We start from the raw sequence: 23,778 nt of genomic DNA on the forward strand, positions 1-23,778 counted from the left end.
CGCGGGGACGACGTTCAGACTGCCTGTCCTTCTCCCGGCGCAGCATCGGCTTCAAGCTCATGCCCCTTCTGGAACCAGCGCTTCACCCGCTTGCCCAAACTATCCAGGTAGGTATAAGCCACCGGCACCACCACCAGGGTCAGCAGGGTCGAGGTGATCACGCCGCCGATCACGGCGCGGCCCATCGGCGCCTGGTTCTCTGCGCCTTCGCCCAGCCCCAGCGCCATCGGCAGCATGCCGAAGATCATCGCCAGCGTCGTCATCAGGATCGGGCGCAGGCGCACCTGGCCGGCTTCCATCAGCGCCGCAAACTGTGATTTCCCTTCGCGCTGGCCCTGGTTGGCAAAGTCCACCAGCAGGATCGCGTTCTTGGTCACCAGGCCCATCAGCATCACCACGCCGATGATCGAGAAGATGTTCAGTGTGCTCTTCGTGATCAGGAGGGCCAGCAGCACGCCGATCAGGGACAGCGGCAGCGCCGTCATGATCGCGATCGGCTGCAGGAAGCTGCCGAACTGCGAAGCCAGCACCAGGTAGATGAAGATGATGGCGATGCCGAGGGCGATCGCGAAGCCGCCCATGGTCTCTTCCATGTCCTTCGACTGGCCGCCGACGTCGAAGCGCACGCCTTCCGGCAGGTCGATAGCCTTCATGGCCGCGTTCACTTCCTTCATCACGTCGCCGAGCGGGCGCTGGTCGAGGCCGGCCATGACGGCCACGCGGCGTTCCAGCGCCTGGCGCTTGAGCACCTGCGGGCTGGTCGAGGGCACGAATTCGACCACCTGGCGCAGCGGCACCATGATCGGATTGCCGGCCGCATCCATCTTGCTCGAGGCCACCGCCAGGTCGGCCAGGTCTGCCACCTTCTGGCGCCCGGACTTCGGCAGCTGCACGTTGACTTCGTAGTTCTGGCCGTCCGGCGCCAGCCAGCGGTTGGTCTGGTCACCGCCCACAAAAGGACGCAGGGCGGCGCCGATCTGCTGCACCGACAGGCCCAGGTCGGTGGCAAGCTCGCGGTCGATCTTGACGATGGTAGCCGGATTCGCCCCTTCCTGGCTGTACTGGATGTCGGCCACGCCTTTGATCTTCTTCATCTTGTCCATCAGGCGATGCGCCACGATGTCGAGCTTCGACTCGTCGCTGCCGAGGATGGCGATGAAGATGGGACGGTTACCGACCGTCATCTCGACGCCGGCGATGCTGGACAGGCGGTCGCGGATCACCTGTTCCATCTCCTGCTGCGAGCGGCGGTGGGTCTTGCGCACGTCGGTCAGCTTCAGGCTGATGATGGACGTGTTGCGTCCTTCCCAGGCGCCCACCACGGTCTGCACGTTGTCGATTTCCTTGAAGTCCTTCAGGGCGGTCTCGATCTGGCGCACCTTGGCGTCGCTGTACTCGAGGCTGGAGCCGACCGCGGTCTTGAAGGTCAGCTGGATGTAGCCGTTGTCGACCTGCGGCACGAATTCGCCGCCGATCATCGGCACCAGCATCAGGCTACCGGCGAACACCGCGAAAGCGAAGGCCAGGGTCGCTTTTCTCCAGGCCAGCGCGAAGCCCAGCACCTTCGCATACCAGCCGTGCACGTGCTCGATGCCGCGGTCGATGCGCGCCATCAGGCGGCCCAGCCAGGGCACATACTTGAAGCGGCCCTTGACCGGGTCCGGCCACACCGAGGACAGCATCGGATCGAGCGTGAAGCTGACGAACAGCGAAACCAGCACCGCCACCGCCACCGTGATCCCGAACTGCAGGAAGAAGCGGCCGATGATGCCCTTCATGAAGGCGATCGGCACGAACACGGCGACGATCGCGAACGTCGTGGCCATCACCGCCAGGCCGATCTCGTTGGTGCCGTCCTCGGCGGCGCGCACATGGCTCTTGCCCATGCCGAGGTGGCGCACGATGTTCTCGCGCACCACGATGGCATCGTCGATCAAGAGGCCGATCGACAGCGACAGCGCCATCAGGGTCAGGAAGTTCAGCGTGAAGCCGAAGTACTTCATGGCGATGAAGCTGGCCAGCACCGAGATCGGCAGGGTCAGGCCGGTGATGACGGTGCTGCGCCACGAGTGCAGGAACAGGAACACGATGAACATGGTGAGCACCGCGCCTTCGGCGATGGTCTCCTTGACGTTGTCGACCTGGTGCTGGACACGGCTCGACACGTCCTCGAGGATGCGGAACTGCACGTCCTTCGGCAGCGTCTCCTTCATCGCCTCGATCGCCTTCTTGACGTTGGCGCCGACTTCGACCGTGTTCGCATCCTGGACCTTGGCGATTTCCAGCGACAGGGCGCGCTCGCCGTCCACGCGCGAGATCGATTCCTCTTCGGCGGCGCCGTCGCTGATGTCGGCCACCTGCTCCAGGTAGACCGGGCCGTTGGCGCGCCGGGCCACGATGATGCGCTTGAAGTCGGCCGCTTCCTTCATCTTGCCTTCGATGCGCACCAGGTTCTCGCGCTCGCCCTGGCTGATGCGGCCGGCCGGCAGGTTGGCGTTGGTGGAGGCGATCGCAGTCATGACTTCGTCGATGCCGACATGCAGACTGCGCAGCTGGTCCGGGCGGATGTCGACCAGCACCTGGCGATTCTGCTTGCCGTTGACGCGGACCTGGCCGACCCCGGCCACGGCCTGGATGCGCTTGACGATCACCTGGTCGGTCAGCATCGACAGGTCGCGCAGGCTGCGCTCGTGGGACAGCAGCGCCACCTGCAGCACCGGCTGCGCGTTCTCGCCTTCCTGGCGGTAGACCACCGGCTCGCGGACTTCACGCGGGAAGCCGCCGCGCACCGTGCTGATGCGGTCGCGCAGGTCCTGCACGGCGCGGTCCATGTCCACGCTCAGCTGGAACTCGACGCCGACGCCGGAGCGGCCCTCCCAGGAGTTGCTGCGAATCGTCTTGATGCCGCCGACGGTATTCGCCGCTTCCTCGATCGGACGGGTGACGTCGATCTCGACCTGTTCCGGCGAGGCGCCCGGATACGCGGTCTCGATCCAGACGCCCGGGATCTCGATGTTCGGCATGCTCTCGACACCCAGGCTGCGGTAGGAGAACAGGCCCAGCACCATCAGGCCGACCATCACCATGGTCGCGAACACCGGGTGCTTGATACTGATACGGGTCATCCACATGTCGTTGTCCTTGTTATTCCTGGTTGGGCAGCTTGACCTTGTCGCCGGGCTTCAGGCCGTCCAGCTTGACCGCCAGGACCGTGCTGCCTGCGGCGATGCCGTCGACGGCTTCGACCAGGCCTTCGTCTTCGTTGCGCAGGCCGAGCTTGACCGGCTGGGCCACGACGCGGCCAGAGTCGACGCGGTAGACCAGGTCGCGCCCGTGTTCCTGGCGCACGCCCAGCAGCGGCAGCAGCGGGCGGGCGGCCGTCTTCTCGGTCGTCACCATGCCCTTGGCGAACATGCCGGCACGCAGTGCGCCATCCGGATTGTCGACGCCGATATAGACCAGCATCGCGCGCGAGCCGGCTTCCGCGGCCGGGTTGATGCGCAGGACCTTGCCGGCGAAGTTGCGGTCGCCGAAACCGTCGACCTTGAACTGCACCTCCTGGCCGACCTTCACGCGCGGGATGTCGGAAGCCGGCACCTGGGCGTCGAGGGTCAGTTGCTTCAGGTCGACGATCGAGAAGACCGGGCTGTCCGGCGACAGCTTCTCGCCCGCCTGCGCATGACGCTTGCTGACCACGCCCGCGATGGGCGCGCGGATGGTGGTGTCGTTCATGGCGATGCGCGCCAGGTCGAGCTGGGCGCGCGCCGAGTCGACCGCGGCCTGGGCCAGCTCGACGCTGTTGGTGCTCGTGTCGTAGGCGTTCTGGGCGATGTAGTTCTGCTTGAGCAGGGCGGCGCTGTTGGCCTGGTTTTTCTTCGCCAGGGCCAGGCGCGCATTGGCGTCGGCCAGCAGCGCCTGCTGCTGGGCCACGCGGGCGCGCGCTTCGCTGTCGTCCAGCTGGGCGATCACCTGGCCGGCCGCCACCTGCATCCCTTCCTGCACCGTGGTGTGCCGCACCACGCCCGAGACCTTGGAGCGCACGGTGGCCTGGGCCAGCGGCGTCAGGGAACCGGACAGCGGCAGGGTCAGCGCCAGCGGCCGCGCCTCGACCCTGGCGACGTCGCGCGCCGACAGTTCGTGCACCACATCCTTCTTTGCCGATGCCACTGGCGCGGCCGGCTTGGCGCCGCTGCCCGCATGCGTGTACGCATACCCGCCCGCGCCCACGAGCGCGAGGATGGCCAGGCCGATGACGGGCTTGCGCCAGCGGCGGGGCTTGGTTGCCACGATAGGGGAGGGCTCGACGGAGGCAGGCGGCAGGGATTCGATTTTCATGGCGTGACTCTTCTTATTCGGAGGGATTGCGGCAGAATAGGGAAGAGCATGACGAACAGCTATCGGAATGCGACGAGCCGTGCATTCGGGCCGCTGAAACGTCAAAAACCCGGGACGAGCGTGTGCGATATTGGACAGTGCGGACGACCGGGTGGACACCACTTGCCGTCATTCCCGCGGAGGCGGGAATCCAAGTTCTGCTTGAGTTATCGAAACGCTTGAAAACTTGGGTTCCCGCCTGCGCGGGAACGACGGCTAGGCGTCGCCGTAGGGGGCGCTGCCGGCAGGCCGTTCGAACAGCCGCAGCCGCGCCAGCACCTGCCCATGATCGGACGCTTCCGGCAAACCCAGGTCCAGGTGATCGTTCAGATAGACCACATCCACGATCTCGCCCAGCGCCCCCGGCAGCTCGCCGTTGAACTCCCCGGACACCAGGATATGGTCGATGGTCGTGTACTGCCCTTCGTGCAGGTTGGAAAAACCGACATGACGCAGGCGGTCCTGGCGGCGCTGCAGCTGGCAGGCGTCGTACAGGCGGTCGCCGCTGGGGGCGCCGATGCCGAGCACGATGCCGGTGGTGACGGCGTCGGCGACGTCGTTGAAGTCGCCCAGCACCACCCGCGGACGGCGGTTCTCGCGGCCCAGGCGCGACAGGATCACGCGCAGGGCGGCGGCCTCTGTGCCGCGCCGGATCAGCGAGCGCAGGGAGGCGAGGGCGTACAGCTGCGGATCGTCGCCGGTGTCGCTGGCGCGGTAGTCCGGGCGGCGCGACTTCAGGTGCACCACCACCACGTCGACCACCAGCCCGGGCCGGATCTCGATGGCCGCGTGCAGGGGCGCGCGGGTAAAGCGCTCGGGGTCGCGGTTCCCGGGCGGCATCGCGATGCCCGACGGGAAATAGGGGAAGGAAGCGGCGGCGTCGGCCAGCGGCAGGCGCGAGACCAGGGCGACGCTGGGCGTCAGTTTATCGGCGCCGGGATCCGGGTCGAAGCCGACGTGGATCGCTTCGCGGTAACGGCGGGTGCGCGACAGGGCCTCGGCCAGCGCGCCCTGCGAGAACACTTCCTGGAAGCCGATGACGTCGGCGCCCAGCATGTCGATCTGGTGCGCGGTCCAGGCGATCTTCGCTTCGTACTCTTCAGGCGTGCTGGGTTCCAGGTTCTCGTAGAGCCGGGCGCCGGGCGGTGCAAGGTTGCAGACGTTGAAGGTGGCAAAGCGAATTTCTTGCTGCATAATAAGCAACTCCTCCGTTTGCTTTTAGCGTAACACGCATGGCCAAGAAAGAGCACATTTCCGAGACACCGGCGACGCAATTCCTGCGCAAGCAGGGCGTGGCGTTTTCCGAGCATCCCTACGAGTATGAAGAGCATGGCGGGACGGCGGTCTCGTCGCGCGCACTGGGCGTGCCCGAGCACGAAGTGGTGAAGACCCTGGTGATGCAGGACGAGGCGGCGCGGCCGATGATCGTGCTGATGCATGGCGACCGCAAGGTATCGACCAAGAACCTGGCGCGCGCGATTCCATGCAAGTCGGTCGAGCCCTGCAAGCCGGAAGTGGCGCAGCGCCATTCCGGCTACCTGGTCGGTGGCACCTCGCCCTTCGGCGTGCGCAAGGCGATGCCGGTGTATGTCGAGGAAAGCATCCTGGCGCTGGACAAGATTTATATCAACGGCGGCCGGCGCGGCTTCCTGATCGGGATCGCGCCGGCCGTGCTGGCGGACGTGTTGAAGGCAAAGCCGGTGCATTGTGCGCTGGCCGATTAGTTACCGCCGGGCGCAGCCGATGGTGTATATTCCACGCGCCTGAGCAATTGCCCAAAACCGGGGCCAGACCCCGGTTTGGTTTGGCGCAAACTAAGAAAGAAACAGCATGGACAGCTCGACGACCTACACCCTTATTTTCACCATCGCCGCCTACCTGATCGGCTCGATTTCCTTCGCAGTGGTGGCAAGCCGCGCCTTCGGCCTGTCCGACCCGCGCACCTACGGCTCCAAGAACCCGGGCGCGACCAACGTCCTGCGCAGCGGCAGCAAGAAGGCGGCCATCGCCACCCTGCTGGGCGACTGCGCCAAGGGCTGGCTGCCGGTCTTCCTGGGGGTGCACTACGGCGACCGCTTCGGCATCGAGGATGGCGGCATTGCATTGATTGCGATCGCCGTCTTCGTTGGCCACCTGTGGCCGGTGTTCTTCCGCTTCGTCGGCGGCAAGGGCGTGGCGACCGCGCTGGGCGTGCTGCTGGGCCTGAACGTCTGGCTGGGCCTGGCGACCCTGGTCACCTGGCTGGTGGTGGCCTACGCCTTCCGCTACTCCTCGCTGGCCGCGCTGGTGGCCGCGATCTTCGCGCCCTTCTACTACGGCCTGCTGTTCGGTGCGAACGAGATCCTGTTCGCCGTCATCATCATGAGCGCCCTGCTGCTGGTCCGCCACGGCAAGAACATCGGCAACCTGCTGGCCGGCAAAGAGTCGCGCATCGGCAGCAAAGCCGCCGGCTCCAAGCAGCCAGTCAAGAAAAAGTAAGTCACCCTTTGACTTGCCCTAATTCGGGGTCAGAGCACTTTTTCGCATGATGAAAAAGTGCTCTGACCCCGAATTTTTTCCTGCGCGTCGTCTTCTGTCGTGAATCGAACGACGGGCCGTTTTCGTGCATGCGCTGCCCGCTTTTGCTCGATGTGTCACCATATGCCAAACGCTGCACCCCGTGCGGCACCTATTCCAGGAAGGTGGTGAGTCGTGAGCAAGCAGATGAGAATCGATTTCGTGTCGGATGTATCGTGCCCCTGGTGCGCGATCGGCCTGAAATCGCTGGAAAAGGCGCTCGAACGCGTCGCCGGCGAGATCGAGGCGGACATCCATTTCCAACCCTTCGAGCTGAATCCGGGCATGGGCCCGGAAGGCCAGGATATCTTCGAACACATCGCTGAAAAATACGGTTCGACGCCGGCCCAGCAGGAGCAGTCGCGCGAGATGATCCGCCAGCGCGGCGCGGAGGTGGGCTTCACCTTCGACATGAGCAAGCGCGGCCGTATCTACAATACCTTCGACGCCCACCGCCTGCTGCACTGGGCCGAAGGGCAGGGCGATGGCCGCCAGCGCGCGCTGAAGGAAAAGCTGCTCGAGGCCTATTTCACCAAAGGCGAAGACCCGAGTTCGCAGGACCTGCTGGTGCGTGTCGCCGGCGAGGCCGGGCTCGACCAGGCGCAGGCGCGCACCGTGCTCGAGTCGGACGCCTATGCCGACGAGGTGCGCCAGCGCGAGTACTACTGGCAGCGCGCCGGCATCCGCTCGGTCCCGGCGATCGTCATCAACGAACGCCACCTGATCTCCGGCGGCCAGCCGCCCGAAGTGTTCGAGCAGGCCCTGCGCCAGTTGTCGCAGCAGGAAGAAACGGTTTAATGTAAATCGAGGACGATCGGCTGGTGGTCCGAGGCCGCAGTCTCGGACTGCACGTTGACCTCCGCGATGCGCGGCGCCAGGTCCTCGGTCACGAAGAAATAGTCGTAGCAGTCCGCACGGGCTGGCCAGGGGTAGCCGTGCAGGCCGGCGGTCGGTGCGCGCGCCATGTCGCCGTGGCGGACTTTCCAGGCATCGACCAGGGCCAGCGTGCCGTCCGCGGGTGGCGCCGTCAAGGCGCGGTAGTCCTCGCCATCCGGCGTGAAATTGAAGTCGCCGCAATAGATGGCGCTGCCCGGCCGGAAGCCCAGCTGGAAGGGCGGATCGAGCGTGGTTTCCGGCTGGTAGATGGCGGCGCGCGCGCAGGCTTCCGCATGCAGTTCGCGGATGCGCGCCACCTGGGCGCGGCGCTGCGGCGGCGAATAATACTCGAGGTGGGTGGTCAGCAGGCGCAGCTTGCCGCCGGGTGCGTCGAGCACGGTTTCGATCATCCCGCGCGGCATGCCGGGCGGATGCTCCGGCGCGGCAGGCCACGGCAGCATGTGGCGCTGGGCCTGGGTGATGCGGTACTTGGACAGCAGGATATTGCCGAACTGGCGAGGCAGGTTGTTACGGTAGATTTCGCTCGGCGCGTGCTCGATCATGTGGTAGCCGCCGAGCGCGCCGCCGAGCTGCTTGAACTGGCTGGCGGTCGCGCTGCCTTCGAGTTCCGGGTGATTGGCCGCCACTTCCTGCAGGCAGATCACGTCCGGGTTCAGCTTGCGCAGCACATCGATGATGGCGTGGATCCGGATGCGCCCGTCCTTCCCACAGCCCCAGTGAATATTCCAGCTGACTACGCGCATGCAGCACCTCCGTGAAACTCGACTGCCCGATATTGCCATCTATTCGGGCTAAAAGGTCACACGGTAGGATCGATATCAACCTAACAAGTTCAGGTCCTTGCCCAGCCTACTGCGCGTTGCATTTCCGTCCTGCGATGCTCGCTGTACTCCCGTACAGCTGCGCTTCTCGGACGGAACTGCCGCCGCTCGCTACGGCTGGACAAGGACCTTAGGCGGGTTCTATCTCATCCAGCGGCCAGCGCGGCCGCACATTGAACGCATAATCATGCGTCGCGGCCGCCGGATTGCGCTCCAGGCGCAGCGCGCCGGCGAAGGCGATCATCGCCCCGTTGTCGGTGCAGAACTCCAGCTCCGGATAGTAGACCTTGAACTTCTTCTTCGCCGCGGCCGCGTTCAAGGACTCGCGCAATTGGCGGTTCGCACCGACGCCGCCGGCGATCACCAGGCGCTTCAGGCCGGTGTGCTTGAGCGCCGAGACGCACTTGGCGGTCAGCACATCGACGATCGCATCGACGAAGCCGCGCGCGATGTTCGCCTTGTCCTGCTCGCAGATGTTGGCGATCTCGAAACCACTGTTCTTCACCACCGTCAGCACCGCCGTTTTCAGGCCGGAGAAGCTGAAGTTGAAGTCTTTCGAATGCAGCATGGGGCGTGGCAGTTTATAGGCTTCCGGATCGCCGAACTCGGCCAGGCGGGAAATGGCCGGCCCGCCCGGGTAGCCCAGGCCCAGCAGCTTGGCCGACTTGTCGAAGGCTTCGCCGGCGGCATCGTCGAGGGTTTCGCCCAGCAGGGTGTAGCGGCCGACGCCGTCGACCCGCATCAGCTGGGTATGGCCGCCCGAGACCAGCAGGGCGATGAAAGGGAATTCCGGGCGCTCGCTGGCCAGCAGCGGCGACAGCAGGTGACCTTCGAGGTGGTGCACGCCCAGCACGGGCTTGTCCAGCGCCAGCGCCAGGCTGCAGGCCACCGAGGAACCGACCAGCAGCGCGCCGGCAAGGCCCGGGCCCTGGGTGTAGGCGATGGCGTCGATGCGCTCTTTCGGCAGCCCGGCCTTGGCCAGCACCTGCTCGAGCAGGGGCAGGGCGCGGCGGATGTGATCGCGCGAGGCCAGTTCCGGCACCACGCCGCCATACTCCTCGTGCATCGCGACCTGCGAGTGCAGGGCATGGGACAGCAGGCCGCGCTCCGTATCGTACAGAGCGAGGCCGGTTTCATCGCAGGAGGATTCGACGCCGAGGACAATCATGGGGGAAATGGTGGTGGAAAAGCGGAATCCACCATTGTAACGTAGGGCGGGCACCCCGTGCCCGCGTGCGCACCGGTCAAGGCCGCTGCAGCAGCTCCTTATGCGCACTCCGCAGCATCGCCTCGGTATCCTCCCACCCGATGCAGCCATCGGTGACCGAACAGCCATACTTCAGCTGCGACAGGTCGCCAGGAATCGCCTGATTCCCGCTGACGATGTTCGATTCGATCATCACGCCCACCAGCGAGCCGTTGCCGTGCCTGATCTGCTGGATCACGTCCGACATCACCAGCGGCTGCAGTTCCGGCTTCTTGTAGCTGTTCGCATGCGAACAGTCGACCACCAGGTTGGCCGGCAGTTTGGCCTTCTTGAGCGCCTGCTCGGCGATCGCCACCGACACCGAATCGTAGTTCGGACGGCCGCCGCCGCCGCGCAGCACCACGTGACCATAGCCGTTGCCGCGGGTGCGCACGATCGAGACCGTGCCCTGGCCATTGATGCCCAGGAAGGAGTGCGGGCTGGACGAGGACAGCACGGCGTTGATGGCGATCTCGATGTCGCCGTCGGTGCCGTTCTTGAAGCCGACCGGGGTCGACAGGCCCGACGACATCTCGCGGTGGGTCTGGGATTCGGTGGTGCGCGCGCCGATCGCGGTCCAGGCGATCAGATCGCCCAGGTATTGCGGCGAAATCGGGTCCAGCGCCTCGGTGGCGGTCGGCAGGCCCAGCTCGCAGACGTCCAGCAGGAACTTGCGGGCGCGCTCCATGCCGACGTCGACGCGGAAGGAATCGTCCATGAACGGGTCGTTGATATAGCCCTTCCAGCCGGTGGTGGTGCGCGGCTTCTCGAAATACACGCGCATCACCAGCACCATCGTGTCGGCGACCTCGGCCTGCAGCGCCTTCAGGCGCCGCGCATAATCAAGGCCGGCCACCGGATCGTGGATCGAGCAGGGGCCGACGACCACGAACAGGCGCTTGTCCTTGCGGTCGAGGATGTTGCGCAGGGTCTCGCGGCCTTTCATGACGGTGGTGAAGGCCAGGTCGGTCAGCGGCAGCTTCTGGTGCAGCTCGACGGGCGACGGCATGGTCGCGAACGAGGTGACGTTGGTATTTTCGATATCGGGCGTGTTCAGCATGGCGGGACGATGTCCGGGCGTTTTGTCTTAGGGGGAGGATCAGTCTAGCCCGAAAATGGAAATGTTGCACCGCAATGTGCGAAAAATGCACGGGCCGCGATGTTATCCTTGCGTCATGCAGACCAAGTCCGAACCGAATACCGATCCGTTTCCCGCCGCCCGCTTCATCAAGGAGATCGGCCGCGGCGTGAAAGGCGCGCGCAGCATGACGCGCGAGGATGCCAGAACACTCTACGGCGCCATGCTGGACGGCCGCGTGTCCGATCTCGAGCTGGGCGGCATCCTGCTGGCCATGCGCATCAAGGGCGAATCGGTGGAGGAGATCGCCGGCTTCATGGAGGCTGCGGAAAGCGCCTTCGCGCCGCTGCCCTCGCCGCCGGGACCCTATGCGCCGGTGCTCATCCCCAGCTACAACGGTTCGCGCAAGCTGGCCAACCTGACCCCGCTGCTGGCCCTGCTGCTGGCGCGCGAGGGCGTGCCGGTGCTGATCCACGGCGTGCAGCAGGATCCGGGAAGGGTGACCACGGCCGAGATCCTGGCCGAAATGGGCACCGGCCCGATCGGCTCCACCGCCGACATGCTGGACGCCTTCGCGGCAAACAAGCCCTGCTTCATGCCCATCGACACGCTGGCGCCCAGGCTGGCCGGACAACTGGCGCTGCGCCGCATCCTCGGGGTGCGCAATTCCACGCACACCCTGGTGAAAATCCTGCAGCCCTTCGACGGCCCGGCGCTGCGCCTGGTCTCCTACACCCACCCCGAATACCTGGCGATGCTCACCGAGTACTTCAGGACTGCGGCGCCAGCCGGGCGCGGCGATGCCTTCCTGATGCGCGGCACTGAAGGCGAAACGGTGGCGAACGCCAACCGCGCCCAGCAGATCGACTGGTTCCATGCCGGCGAGCAGACCCTGCTGGCCGAACGCGACGCCCCGACCGACGAGCTGGCGCCGGCGCCGGAAGGACGCGATGCGCCCGCAACCGCCGACTGGATCGTGCGCGCCCTGCGCGGCGAACAGCCAGTGCCGCCGCCGATCGCGGCCCAGGTCACGCACTGCCTGCGCGTGGCCAAGGAACTTCGTCAGCCTGGTTGACGCGTTCAGCTACCCACTAGTGTTGTATTCACGCCTATTTCATTTGTCTAGAATGAATATTCGAAATGCATCATATGCGTTATAACTGAAACATATACACCTAAAACCTCACGTTAATTTCCGTGATCTTCCCGGTTTCTCTTCAATATGTGCGAATACGTAGTTATACGTAGTTCTAGTGCCGTTCCTCTAAGTCACAAATCACGACAATCATGTCATGCAGGATAGATCTTTTGACAAAAGATTTGGTGAGAATGTTTCTTGGTGGACGTAATATGAAATTGCATCATGGCAAAAAATGCAGTGCTTAGCCGGAGATAATGATTTCATACTGGAAACATTGGCTGTGCTGCGTCTCTCGCAAAACCTACTTGAAAGAAGAGATCCGATGATCAAGCAATCGCGTATTACCCTGGTTGCGGCCCTGGCCGCCGTCGGCCTGGCCGTTCCCAGCCTCGGCATGGCAGCCAGCGCCACCGCGTCCTCGAGCAGCACTGTCGTGACGCCGATCACCATCACCAAGAGCGCCGACCTGGCGTTCGGCAAATTTGCCGCCGGCACCGGCGGTACCGTCACCGTCAGCACCAGCGGCGCCCGCACCGTAACCGGTACCGTGGTCGCAATGACCAGCACCACCACCGCCGCCAAGTTCGACGTGGCCGGCGAAACCGGTGCGACCTATTCGATCAGCCTGTCCGGCCCGACCGGCCTGACTTCGGGTAGCGACACCATGGCCTTCACCGCGGTGAGCGACCTGACTGGCGCCAACGCCACCTCGGGCACCGTCACCAGCGGCACCCTGACCGCCGGCGCCCAGTCGATCTACGTCGGCGGCGTGCTGACCGTGGGTTCGGGCCAGGCGCCGGGTACCTACACCGGCTCGGTCGTCGCTTCGGTCGACTACAACTAAGCAGCAAGGAGCGTTTCCGCGTTGGCCGGCATGTTCCTGCGTCGCACCATCGCAATCCGGGCAGGCGGCTGGTCTATGGCCGTCTGCCTGGCGCTGGCTGCGCACGATACGCCAGCCCAGGAGATCGTGTTGACCGCGTCCCGCCCGATAGACTTCGGGCGCTTCATCGCGCGCTCCGGCGGCACCATCACGGTCAGCCCGAGCGGCGCGCGCAGCAGTACCGGCGCCGTCCTGCTGTTGAATTCGCCCAGCGCCGGTCCCGCCGTCCTCAACGTCGGCAAGAGTACCAATGGCATCACCAGCAAGTCGGTGGCGATCACCCTGCCGCCCAATGGCAGCATCAGCATGAGCAGCGGTAGCAGCAGCATGCCCCTGAGCGCCTTCGTCACGTCGCCCGCGACGATCCTGACTGTCCCAGATGGCGGCCTGACGCTGTCGGTCGGGGCGACCATGACGGTCGCAGCCAATCAGCCGCGCGGCACTTACACGGGTTCGATCCCGCTCATCGTCAATTTTCAGTAGAGTTCACATGGCTTTTTCCCCGTTGGCAAACCTTCGTTCCATCCTGCTGGCTGGTCTCCTGTTCTTCACGCAGTCGGCCTGGGCCGAGTTGATGCTGCACCCGACCCGCCTGGTATTCGAGAAGAACCAGCGTGCCGCGCAGATCGAGTTGATCAACAACGGCAGCACCCCCGCCACCTACCGCATCTCGCTGGTCAACCGCCGCATGAGCGAGAGCGGCCAGTTCGAACCCGTCGAGACCCCGGCGCCGGGCGAGCAGTTTGCCGATCCCATGCTGCGCTATTCGCCGCGCCAGATCACGCTGCAGCCGGGCATGGCCCAGACCGTGCGCGTCATGCTGCGCAAACCCGCCGAGCTGCTCGATGGCGAGTACCGCTCGCACCTGCAGTTCGAGCTGCTGCCCGAGGTCGCCGGCAACAGCAGCATCGAGAACCAGGGCGGCGCCAAAGAGATCGGCGTCGTCCTCAATACCCTGGTCGGCGCTTCGGTGCCGGTGATCGTGCGCCACGGCGCCACCAGCGCCACGGTGCGCCTGGCGAACCTGACGCTGGCGCGCGAGGGCAAGCAGCCGATGCTTTCATTCCAGTTCGAGCGCGAAGGCAGCAGCTCGGTGTACGGGGATCTGGCCGTGAGCTTCACGCCGCGCGGCGGCCAGCCACAGCAGCTGGCACAGGTGGGCGGCATCGCCGTCTACACGCCGAACAAGCTGCGGAAGGCCGCCGTGCCGCTGCAGGTGCAAGGCGCTGCGCTGGCCCACGGCACCATCGAAGTGAGCTACCGCGACCGTCCCGAGGCCGGCGGCAGGCTGCTGGCCCAGGCCACGCTGGAACTGCCCTGAAGTTTGCGGGACCGCTGAACCTGGCGATGCGCCCGATCCGGACGCTCGCGCTGCCGCTGTTTCTGTCCGCGGTGCTGGCGGCGCCTGCCTTTGCGGCGGCGCCGCCGGCCGCCCCACGCGCCACGCCCGGCGCCGAATCCAACCTGCTGCTGTTCGAAGTGCGCTTGGGCGACCAGGTGCTGTCCGACGCCGTTACCGCCTACCAGATCGGCAAGGACATCTACCTGCCGCTGGGCGAGATGGCGCGGCTGCTGACCCTGGCCGTGCGGGTGACGCCGGGCGAGGGCAAGGCCAGCGGCTACATCCTGCAGGAAGAACGGGCCTTCAGCCTGGACGTGCCGGCGCGCGAGGTGCACATCGCCGGCAAACTGGAGGAGCTCGACCGCTCGCAGATAAAACTGCAGGCCGACGAGATCTACGTGGCCAGCCGGCTGCTGGCGCGCTGGCTCCCGGTCGATCTCGGCGTCGATATGCCCAGCCTGACGATCAAGGTGCGCCCGCGCGAACAATTGCCGCTGCAGGCGCGCCTGCAAAGACGCGAACGCGGGGCACAATCGGGCAGGTCGGGCGGCTATATCGACCCCGGCTATCCGCGCCTGGCCATTCCCTACCGCCTGGTGGACGTGCCCTTCATCGACCAGACCGCGAGCGTGTCCGTGGCCCGCTCGGGCGCCCACCGCGAGGCCGAATCGACCTACACCGGTTACTTGACCACCGACCTGCTGGGCATGGAGGCGGCGCTGTACGCCAGCTATAACAAGCGCGACCCGACCTCCGGCCTGCGTTTGACCCTGGGCCGCAACGATCCCGGCGCCGGCCTGCTCGGCCCCCTGCATGCGCGCAGCGCCCTGGCCGGCAGCGTGCCGGTGCAAGGCGTCGCCAACATCTCGGCCAACAGCCCGACCGGCAATGGCCTCGCCCTCAGCAACCGCCCGCTGGACCAGCCGACCCGCTTCGACAGCCACAGCCTGCAGGGCGACCTGCCGCCCGGCTGGGACGTCGAACTCTATTACAACGATGCCCTGGTCGGCTTCCAGCAGTCGCGCCCGGACGGCAAGTACAGCTTCGACGACCAGCCCATGGTGTATGGTCCCAACGAATTCCGCCTGGTCTTCCATGGCCCGCTGGGGCAACTGCGGGTGGAGCGCCAGAGCTTCCTGCTGGAGCAGTCGGCGGTGCCGCCCGGCGCCGTCTACTACGATGTGGCTGCGCACCGCGACGTGTTCGGGCGCGCGCGCGCGCTGGCGCAGATGGAGTGGGGCGTGGGCGAGCACCTGAGCGCCAGCGCCGGCCTGCTGCGCCTGCCCGTGCTGCAGGACGAACAGAAATATGCCACTCTCGGGCTGCGCGGCTACCTGCAATCCTTCATCCTGAGCGGCGATGTCGCACAGGCCGGCGACGGCGGCAAGCTGGCCCAGCTCGGCCTCAAGACCCGGATCGGCAATGTGTCGCTGTCGGCCAGCCGGGCCAGGCTGGACAACTTCACCAGCGAGTTCTTCCTGCCGACCTTCGACCCGGTGCGCCTGCGGGACGAGCTGCGCGCCGACGGCATGCTGGTGGGTTCGCTGGGCAAGGACATACCGATGGTGTTTCCGCTCTCGCTGCAGCTGCGCCGCGAGGCGCTGGCCTCGGGTCTCGAGAACCGCGAGGTGCAGGGACGGATGTCGGCCTACGGCGCCGGCCTGGCCGTCAGCAATGCCCTGCGCTGGCAATCGCTGTCCGGCCGCAGCCTGGCCGACGGCCAGCTGCAGGTGAGCCGCCGGGTCGCGGGCATCGGCCTGAGCGGCCAGCTGCAATACCTGATCAAGCCGCATGCGGAGCTGGGCAGCCTGGCGCTGGCCGCCGACCGTTATTTCGCCGACGGCTATGTCGGCAACCTCGGGCTGGTGCACACCTTCGGCAAGGGGCCGAACCGCCTGACGGCCTCGCTGAACAAGAGCCTGGGCAGCTATGGCCTGGGCCTGAACGCCTTCTACGGCAACAGCCACGAGTACGGCGCCGGCGTGCAGCTGTTCATGGCGATGGGCCTGGAGCCGCGCGCCGCGCGCTTCCTGACGGACGCCCAGCCGATGGCGAACACCGGCGGCGCCTCGGTGCGGGTGTTCCTGGACAAGAACCAGAACGGCACCATGGATGCTGAGGACGAAGGGATACGCAACGCCGGCTTCACGGTCAACGGCGGCAACCACCTGAGCCGCACCGATGCAAATGGCATCGCCTGGCTCGGCCGGCTGCCGGCCAACCAGTACGTCGACATCGCCCTCGATCCGAACACCCTCGAAGACCCGCAATGGCAGCCGCAGCGCAAGGGCGTGCGCATCGTGCCGCGTCCCGGCAAGGTGGCGGAGATCGATTTCGCGGTCGGGATGACGGGCGAGATCGACGGCACGACCTATTTGCTGGGCAAGGACGGCAAGCGCCCGATCGGCGACCTGAAACTCGAGCTGGTGGACCGCCGGCGCCAGGTGGTTGCCAGCCTGACCAGCGCCGCCGACGGCTATTACGTCATCACCGGCATCTTCCCCGGCGACTACCTGCTGCGCATCACCCCGGACCAGCTCAAGCGCCTGGGCCTGAGCGACACCGGCATGCACCTGGTGACCATCACGCTGGACGGCAATGTGCTCAACGGCCGCGATTTCTACGTGCAGGCGGGGGAGTAGGCGCGATACAATCTCGTCCTTTGTGCGCGGCTTGTGCACGACAATGAGGCGCGGCGGGATGGGCAGGATGGCAAGACGATACGATGTGGTGGTGATCGGCGCGGGCGCGGCCGGCATGATGTGCGCGGCAGTGGCGGCCCGGCGCGGCAAGCGCGTGCTGCTGGTCGACCACGCGGCCAAGCTGGCCGAGAAGATTCGCATCTCCGGCGGCGGCCGCTGCAACTTCACCAACATCAACGCCGGCTGGCAGAACTTCGTGTCGGAGAATCCGCACTTCTGCCGCAGCGCGCTGTCCCGCTACACGGCCCAGGATTTTTTGACGCTTGTAAAAAAATACCGCATCGCGCACCACGAAAAGCACCGCGGCCAGCTGTTCTGCGACGACTCGTCGGAGCAGATCATCCGCATGCTGAAGGACGAATGCGATGCCGGCGGCGTGCAGTGGCGGATGCCGTGCAAGGTGACCGGGGTGGAGCAGCTGTCCGAAGGCTTCGTGGTCGGCACGGATGATGGGCCTATCGAGACAGGCAATGTGGTGGTGGCCACCGGCGGCCTGTCGATCCCGAAGATCGGCGCCACCGACCTCGGCTACCGTATTGCCAAAAGCTTCGGCCTGGGCATCGTCGAAACGCGTCCGGGCCTGGTGCCGCTGACCTTCGACGGGCCGAGCTGGCAGCCTTTCGTACCGCTGGCGGGGATTGCGCTGGAGGTCGAGGTGGAAACCGGCAGCAAGAAAGGGAAGGGCGCCAAAGGTGAAGCCAGGTACGGCCACTTCCGCGAAGACCTGCTGTTCACCCACCGCGGCCTGTCCGGCCCGGCGATCCTGCAGATTTCCAGCTATTGGCAACCGGGCACGCCGATCGTGCTGAACCTGCTGCCGGAGCTGGACGTGGCCGAAGAGCTGATCGCTTCCAAGACCAGCGTGAAGAAACAGCTGGGCAATGTCCTGTCGCAGTGGCTGCCGGCGCGCCTTGCCGAGGGCCTGTTGGTGGCCAACGGTTTCGCCCCGGACGCGCGCCTGCCGGACATGGCCGACGCTAGATTGCGCAAGCTGGGCGATGCGATCAACCGCTGGGCCATCGTGCCGACCGGCTCCGAGGGCTATAAAAAGGCCGAGGTGACGCTGGGCGGCGTGGACACCCGCGAACTGTCGCAGCAGACCATGATGGCGACCAAGGTGCCGGGCCTGTATTTCATCGGCGAGACGGTCGATGTGACGGGCTGGCTGGGCGGTTATAACTTCCAGTGGGCATGGGCTTCAGGCTACGTCGCAGGTTCGTCTATCGAGTGAAGTGCTCAATGTGGCAATTGCGGCACAGGCTGAGAAAACTTCGCACGGAGCCGGAAAAGCTGTTAGAATTTCGTTCTTCCCTAAATCCAACGGTTTCATTTTTACATGACCACTATCCGCCTTAAAGAAAACGAGCCGTTCGAAGTCGCTATGCGTCGCTTCAAGCGCACTATCGAAAAAACCGGCCTGCTGACCGAACTGCGCGCACGCGAGTTCTACGAGAAGCCGACCGCAGAGCGCAAGCGCAAGCTGGCCGCCGCCGTGAAGCGTCACTACAAGCGTATCCGCAGCCAGCAGCTGCCGAAGAAGCTGTACTAATTCCATTCAGCTGCCCCAACCGGCGACGGCCTGTGCCAGTCCCGGCTTTCGAGGCCTGAATACGTCGAAGCCCGCTCCGGTCGATGCCGCAGCGGGTTTTGCCTTTTTCCCTTTTCAAAAATAATACCGCGGAGAATCCATGAGCTTGAAAGCACAACTGACCGACGACATGAAGAACGCGATGCGCGCCAAGGAAAGCGAACGCCTGGCCACCATCCGTCTCGTCCTTGCCGAAATCAAGCGCAAGGAAGTGGATGAGCGTATCGAGCTGGACGATGCCCAGGTCACCGCCGTCGTCGAAAAGATGATCAAGCAGCGCAAGGATTCGATCACCCAGTTCGAAGCCGGCGGCCGCCAGGACCTGGCCGATATCGAAAAGGCCGAGCTGGCCATCCTGTCGGCCTACATGCCGGCCGGCCTGTCGGACGAGGAAGTCGCCGCCGAAGTTGCCGCCGCCGTGGCCGCATCTGGCGCCGCCGGTCCGCAGGATATGGGCAAGGTCATGGGCATCCTGAAGCCTAGGCTGGCTGGCCGCGCAGACATGACGGCCGTGTCGGCGCAGGTAAAGAAGGCGCTGTCGGGCGCCTGATGTCGTACCGGAAACGGCCAGGCGCAGCTGTCGGCATCCTTGCCACAGCGACGCCGGCGTTTTCCGATTCAGGGTGGCGATGCCCTGTTGCTTGCTGCAAATCAATTGCTAGCGGGCGCTGCGGTATAGTCTGAGTTTAGACAAACACTGTAGAGGTTGCTTCAAAATGGTCATGACTAGGCGCAGCGACGAAGACAGTGCGATTGCACGGCGAGTCGCTGCAACAATGTCATGGCCGTTTTGAAGCGACCGCATTTAACGTGATTCCGCAATCATTCATTACCGATCTTCTCAACCGGATTGATATCGTCGATGTCGTTGGCCGCTACGTCCAGCTGAAAAAGGGCGGCGCCAACTACATGGGCCTGTGCCCTTTTCACAATGAAAAGTCGCCCAGCTTCACGGTGAGCCCGACCAAGCAGTTCTACCACTGCTTCGGCTGCGGCGCGCACGGCACCGCCATCGGCTTCCTGATCGAATACTCGGGCATGGGCTTCGTCGATGCCGTGAAAGACCTGGCGCAAGGCGTCGGCATGGTCGTGCCGAACGAAGATGACAAGATTCCGCCGGCCCAGCGCGCCGCCCAGCAGGCGCAGTCGCTGGCGATGACGGACGCGCTGAACCAGGCCTGCGACTTCTACCGCGCCCAGCTGCGCCAGGCGCCGAACGCGATCGCCTATTTAAAAGGCCGCGGCCTGACGGGTGAGGTGGCGGCGCGCTTCGGCATGGGCTATGCGCCGGCCGGCTGGGACAATCTGCGCCAGGTGTTCAAGGACTACGAGGCCGTTGCGCTGGTCGAATCCGGCCTTGTCATCGACCGCGTGGACGAGGACGGCGGCAACAAGAAACGCTACGACCGCTTCCGCGAGCGCGTCATGTTCCCGATCCGGAACACCAAGGGCCAGGTGATCGGCTTTGGCGGCCGCGTAATGGATGGCGGCGAACCGAAATACCTGAACTCGCCGGAAACCCCGCTGTTCAACAAGGGCCAGGAACTATACGGCCTGTTCGAGGCGCGCCAGCCGATCCGCGACGCCGGCTACGTGCTGGTGACCGAAGGCTACATGGACGTGGTCGCGCTGGCCCAGCTCGGCTTCCCGCAGGCGGTGGCGACCCTGGGCACGGCCTGCACCAGCACCCACGTGCAAAAGCTGCTGCGCCAGACCGACCACGTGATCTTCAGCTTCGACGGCGACAAGGCCGGCCGCCGCGCCGCCCGCCGTGCGCTGGAAGCCTGCTTGCCGCAGATGTCGGACGACAAGACCATCAAGTTCCTGTTCCTGCCGCAGGAGCACGATCCGGACAGCTATGTGCGCGAATTCGGCGGCGACGCCTTCGCCCGCGAGATCGACGAGGCGATGCCGCTGTCCTCCTTCCTGTTAAGGGAAGTCACGCAGGAGCACGACCTCGACACGCCGGAGGGCAGGGCGCACGCCCAGTTCGAGGCCAAGCCCCTGCTGCAGGCCATGGCTCCGACCGCGCTGCGCCTGCAGATCGTGCGCGGCCTGGCCAGCATGACCCAATCGACGCCGGCGGAGATCGAAGCCCTGTTCGAGCTGTCCAAGCCGGTATCGGTCGCGCGCAAGGCGCCGCCGCGCCAGGGACGGCCGGAGCCGGTCGGGCTGGAGCTGCAGATCATGCGCATGCTGGTAGCCCATCCGACTATCGCGCTGGACCTGGACGAAGCCGCGCTGCGCGCCTTCGACCACTTCGGCGCCGAGCCGGCCGACCGCCTGCGCTGGCTGGTCGAACAGGCCCAGGCCCTGGGTGCGAACGCCAGCTTCGCCGCGCTGTCGCAGCAGTTAAAGGAAGCCAGCACCGAGTTCGATCATCTGGTCGCGGAGATTGCATCCGAACCCGAATCGGATATCGATATGGATCGCGTATGGATCACAAGTGCCGTGCGGCAAATCAAGATGGATGTTTTAAAACAGGAGTTGAACCAGTTGTTTTCCTCTGGGCTGACCCCAGATCAGGTGAGTGCCCGCTATCGCGAAATCACAGCACAGCAGGACCTCTTGATGCGGGAAGCCGCAAACGACACCCCCGCGAAATTCGCCTGATCAATACCCGTGGCGACATGGGTGTTCTCGACTGGAAAATACGGGGGTGCGTGCTATAATAAAACGCTAACTATTGCAAGCTTTGAAACGATTTTTCGTCTTCTTGCTGCATGGCGTTTCAGTTAGCAGGGCAGTGCAAGCAAGGTAACAAAACTTTATCTTTAACCTAGTAAAGTAAGTCGTCGTGACTTCGAAAGCGCCTGTGCCAACCAAGAAACCCGAAACCAAAGTGGCTACCAAATCCACCAGGATGTCCGCCAAGGCGGACAATTCTCAAGACAAGGCGGAAGCCCGCGTCGCGGGTGTTGCGCCTGTGAGCCAGACGACCGATGCGGAAGCACTTGCCGCCATCGATACGTCGGGCTACGTGCTGCCGGCCGTCAAAGTACCGGGGCGGCGTGGACGCAAGCCCAAGGAATTTACGCCCGAGAACGACGAAGTCGCCGCGTTGAACGCGGTCGAGCGCGCCGAACTGAAAGCCGCGGACAAGGCCAAGGCCAAGGACCGCAAGGCCAAGGAAAAAGCGCTGCTGAAAGACGCGTTCTCGTCCGATACCGAAGCCAGCGAGGAAGAGCTCGAGGTCCGCCGCAACAAGCTCAAGGCCCTGATCAAGTCGGGCAAGGAGCGCGGCTTCCTGACTTATTCCGAGATCAACGACCACCTGCCGGACAACATCGTCGATCCGGAAGCGATCGAAGGCATCATCGGCACCTTCAACGACATGGGCATCGCCGTCTACGAGCACGCTCCTGACGCCGAAACCCTGCTGCTGTCCGACAATGTCGCCACCGTCACCAGCGACGACGAAGCCGAAGCCGCCGCGGAAGCCGCGCTGTCGACCGTCGACTCCGACTTCGGCCGCACCACCGACCCGGTCCGCATGTACATGCGCGAAATGGGCTCGGTCGAGCTGCTGACCCGCGAAGGCGAGATCGAGATCGCGAAACGCATCGAAGACGGCCTGCGCGACATGATCCAGGCGATCTCCGCCTGCCCGGTGACGATCGCCGAGATCATCGACGCCTCGCGCCGCATCGAGAACGACGAGATCAAGATCGACGAGATCGTCGACGGCATGGTCGACCCGGACGAAGACGAGAACAACTCGCCGGCGGCGGTTGCTCCAAGCTCGACCGATGACGAGGACGAGGACGAGGAAGAAGAGGACGAAGAAGAGGAAGAGGAAGAAGAAGCCAACGCCGGCGGCGGCGCGGCTGGCTATTCGGCCGAGCAGCTCGAGCAGCTGAAGAATTCGGCCCTCGAGAAGTTCTCCTTCATCGACCAGCAGTTCGACAAGATGCGCAAGGCCTACGAGAAGCAGGGCTACAACTCGAAGGACTACGTCAAGGCCCAGGAAGCGATCTCCAATGAACTGCTGGGCATCCGCTTTACCGCCAAGGTGGTCGAGAAGCTGTGCGACACCCTGCGCGGCCAGGTCGACGAAGTGCGCCACATCGAGAAGCAGATCCTGGACGTGGCCGTGAACCGCTGCGGCATGCCGCGCGCCCACTTCATCAAGGTCTTCCCGGGCAACGAGACGAACCTGGAATGGGTCGACGGCGAAGTGAACGCCGGCCACGCCTACAGCGCCATCCTGGGCCGTAACATCCCGACGATCAAGGAACTGCAGCAACGCCTGATCGACCTGCAAGCGCGCGTCGTGCTGCCGCTGCCGGACCTGCGCAACATCAACCGCCAGATGGCGGCCGGTGAAATGAAGGCTCGCAAGGCCAAGCGCGAAATGACCGAGGCCAACCTGCGCCTGGTGATCTCGATCGCGAAGAAATACACCAACCGCGGCCTGCAATTCCTCGACCTGATCCAGGAGGGCAACATCGGCCTGATGAAGGCGGTGGACAAGTTCGAATACCGCCGCGGCTACAAGTTCTCGACCTACGCGACGTGGTGGATCCGCCAGGCCATCACCCGTTCGATCGCGGACCAGGCGCGCACGATCCGTATTCCGGTGCACATGATCGAAACGATCAACAAGATGAACCGGATCTCGCGCCAGATCCTGCAGGAGACCGGCGCCGAGCCCGATCCGGCAACCCTCGCGATCAAGATGGAAATGCCGGAAGACAAAATCCGGAAGATCATGAAGATCGCGAAAGAGCCGATTTCGATGGAGACGCCGATCGGCGACGACGACGATTCGCACCTGGGCGACTTCATCGAGGACAACAACACGCTGGCGCCTTCGGATGCGGCCTTGCATGCCTCGATGCGCGGGGTGGTCAAGGATGTGCTGGATTCGCTGACGCCGCGCGAGGCCAAGGTGCTGCGGATGCGCTTTGGTATCGAGATGTCGACCGACCATACCCTGGAAGAGGTGGGCAAGCAGTTCGACGTCACGCGCGAGCGTATCCGCCAGATCGAAGCCAAGGCGCTGCGCAAGCTGCGGCATCCTTCGCGGTCGGATAAGTTGAAGAGCTTCCTTGAGGGTAGTAGCTGATCTTGCTCTTTGAGCCTTGACGGGTTCTCTTTAAAACAATATCCTCTCGCCACTTTGCATGCACGGTAGCTGATGTGCATGT

General features: G+C 64.7%; 19 protein-coding genes. 13 read left to right on the forward strand and 6 right to left on the reverse strand.

The window, feature by feature from the left end:
• Window positions 1-14 precede the first annotated feature (14 nt).
• From LQV39_RS00705 to LQV39_RS00715, 3 genes are all read right to left on the reverse strand, one after another.
• On the reverse strand, window positions 15-3,131 hold the full coding sequence (locus tag LQV39_RS00705) for an efflux RND transporter permease subunit (protein WP_374199385.1): 3,117 nt from the start codon (window positions 3,129-3,131) through the stop codon (window positions 15-17).
• Window positions 3,132-3,144: 13 nt separating this feature from the next.
• Entirely contained in the window at window positions 3,145-4,335 is a 1,191-nt protein-coding gene (locus LQV39_RS00710; protein ID WP_230019711.1) for an efflux RND transporter periplasmic adaptor subunit, read from the reverse strand.
• Window positions 4,336-4,590: 255 nt separating this feature from the next.
• Complete coding sequence (locus LQV39_RS00715) at window positions 4,591-5,568, reverse strand: endonuclease/exonuclease/phosphatase family protein (RefSeq protein ID WP_230019712.1); 978 nt, start codon at window positions 5,566-5,568, stop codon at window positions 4,591-4,593.
• Window positions 5,569-5,606: 38 nt separating this feature from the next.
• Between LQV39_RS00715 and ybaK the strand changes: the two genes are divergently transcribed.
• The 3 genes from ybaK to LQV39_RS00730 all read left to right on the forward strand — a co-directional run bounded on the left by ybaK (window position 5,607) and on the right by LQV39_RS00730 (window position 7,728).
• Window positions 5,607-6,098 carry a Cys-tRNA(Pro) deacylase gene (ybaK, locus tag LQV39_RS00720; RefSeq protein ID WP_230019713.1) on the forward strand — a complete coding sequence of 164 codons (492 nt, stop codon included), beginning with the start codon at window positions 5,607-5,609 and terminating at the stop codon, window positions 6,096-6,098.
• Window positions 6,099-6,204: 106 nt separating this feature from the next.
• Window positions 6,205-6,852, forward strand: a complete 648-nt coding sequence (gene plsY / locus LQV39_RS00725; protein ID WP_230019714.1) for a glycerol-3-phosphate 1-O-acyltransferase PlsY — start codon at window positions 6,205-6,207, stop codon at window positions 6,850-6,852.
• A 225-nt stretch (window positions 6,853-7,077) separates the two neighbouring features.
• A complete protein-coding gene (locus LQV39_RS00730; protein WP_374199386.1) occupies window positions 7,078-7,728 on the forward strand; it encodes a DsbA family oxidoreductase in 651 nt (216 codons plus the stop codon).
• Here the strand turns inward: LQV39_RS00730 and LQV39_RS00735 are convergent.
• The 3 genes from LQV39_RS00735 to LQV39_RS00745 form a co-directional block, all read right to left on the reverse strand.
• A complete protein-coding gene (locus LQV39_RS00735; protein WP_230019716.1) occupies window positions 7,725-8,570 on the reverse strand; it encodes an endonuclease/exonuclease/phosphatase family protein in 846 nt (281 codons plus the stop codon). The two genes, LQV39_RS00730 and LQV39_RS00735, sit on opposite strands and share 4 nt — an antisense overlap.
• Before the next feature lie 208 nt (window positions 8,571-8,778).
• On the reverse strand, window positions 8,779-9,816 hold the full coding sequence (gene tsaD, locus LQV39_RS00740; protein ID WP_230019717.1) for a tRNA (adenosine(37)-N6)-threonylcarbamoyltransferase complex transferase subunit TsaD: 1,038 nt from the start codon (window positions 9,814-9,816) through the stop codon (window positions 8,779-8,781).
• Window positions 9,817-9,892: 76 nt separating this feature from the next.
• On the reverse strand, window positions 9,893-10,954 hold the full coding sequence (locus tag LQV39_RS00745; RefSeq protein WP_230019718.1) for a 3-deoxy-7-phosphoheptulonate synthase: 1,062 nt from the start codon (window positions 10,952-10,954) through the stop codon (window positions 9,893-9,895).
• 115 nt (window positions 10,955-11,069) lie between these two features.
• On the opposite strand from LQV39_RS00745, the gene ybiB reads away from it, so the two are divergent.
• From ybiB to rpoD, 10 genes are all read left to right on the forward strand, one after another.
• Window positions 11,070-12,047, forward strand: coding sequence for a DNA-binding protein YbiB (gene ybiB / locus LQV39_RS00750; protein ID WP_230019719.1), 978 nt, complete (start codon window positions 11,070-11,072; stop codon window positions 12,045-12,047).
• Between the two features lie 388 nt (window positions 12,048-12,435).
• Window positions 12,436-12,957, forward strand: coding sequence for a DUF4402 domain-containing protein (locus LQV39_RS00755; RefSeq protein ID WP_230019720.1), 522 nt, complete (start codon window positions 12,436-12,438; stop codon window positions 12,955-12,957).
• Between the two features lie 129 nt (window positions 12,958-13,086).
• On the forward strand, window positions 13,087-13,479 hold the full coding sequence (locus LQV39_RS00760; RefSeq protein WP_230019721.1) for a DUF4402 domain-containing protein: 393 nt from the start codon (window positions 13,087-13,089) through the stop codon (window positions 13,477-13,479).
• Window positions 13,480-13,486: 7 nt separating this feature from the next.
• Window positions 13,487-14,317, forward strand: a complete 831-nt coding sequence (locus LQV39_RS00765) for a molecular chaperone (protein WP_230019722.1) — start codon at window positions 13,487-13,489, stop codon at window positions 14,315-14,317.
• Between the two features lie 26 nt (window positions 14,318-14,343).
• Window positions 14,344-16,980 carry a carboxypeptidase-like regulatory domain-containing protein gene (locus LQV39_RS00770; protein ID WP_230019723.1) on the forward strand — a complete coding sequence of 879 codons (2,637 nt, stop codon included), beginning with the start codon at window positions 14,344-14,346 and terminating at the stop codon, window positions 16,978-16,980.
• A 67-nt stretch (window positions 16,981-17,047) separates the two neighbouring features.
• Window positions 17,048-18,271 carry an NAD(P)/FAD-dependent oxidoreductase gene (locus tag LQV39_RS00775; RefSeq protein ID WP_230019724.1) on the forward strand — a complete coding sequence of 408 codons (1,224 nt, stop codon included), beginning with the start codon at window positions 17,048-17,050 and terminating at the stop codon, window positions 18,269-18,271.
• Window positions 18,272-18,376: 105 nt separating this feature from the next.
• Window positions 18,377-18,589 carry a 30S ribosomal protein S21 gene (gene rpsU / locus LQV39_RS00780; protein ID WP_005665410.1) on the forward strand — a complete coding sequence of 71 codons (213 nt, stop codon included), beginning with the start codon at window positions 18,377-18,379 and terminating at the stop codon, window positions 18,587-18,589.
• A 139-nt stretch (window positions 18,590-18,728) separates the two neighbouring features.
• On the forward strand, window positions 18,729-19,178 hold the full coding sequence (locus LQV39_RS00785; RefSeq protein ID WP_230019725.1) for a GatB/YqeY domain-containing protein: 450 nt from the start codon (window positions 18,729-18,731) through the stop codon (window positions 19,176-19,178).
• 260 nt (window positions 19,179-19,438) lie between these two features.
• Window positions 19,439-21,241: a DNA primase gene (gene dnaG / locus LQV39_RS00790; protein ID WP_230019726.1), complete on the forward strand. Its 1,803-nt coding sequence runs from the start codon at window positions 19,439-19,441 to the stop codon at window positions 21,239-21,241.
• A gap of 250 nt (window positions 21,242-21,491) precedes the next feature.
• On the forward strand, window positions 21,492-23,696 hold the full coding sequence (gene rpoD / locus LQV39_RS00795) for an RNA polymerase sigma factor RpoD (RefSeq protein WP_230020113.1): 2,205 nt from the start codon (window positions 21,492-21,494) through the stop codon (window positions 23,694-23,696).
• Window positions 23,697-23,778: the final 82 nt, after the last annotated feature.

Origin of the sequence: Massilia sp. Bi118, assembly GCF_918697865.1 — a bacterium.
In the GTDB taxonomy this organism is placed as follows: Bacteria; Pseudomonadota; Gammaproteobacteria; order Burkholderiales; family Burkholderiaceae_D; genus Telluria.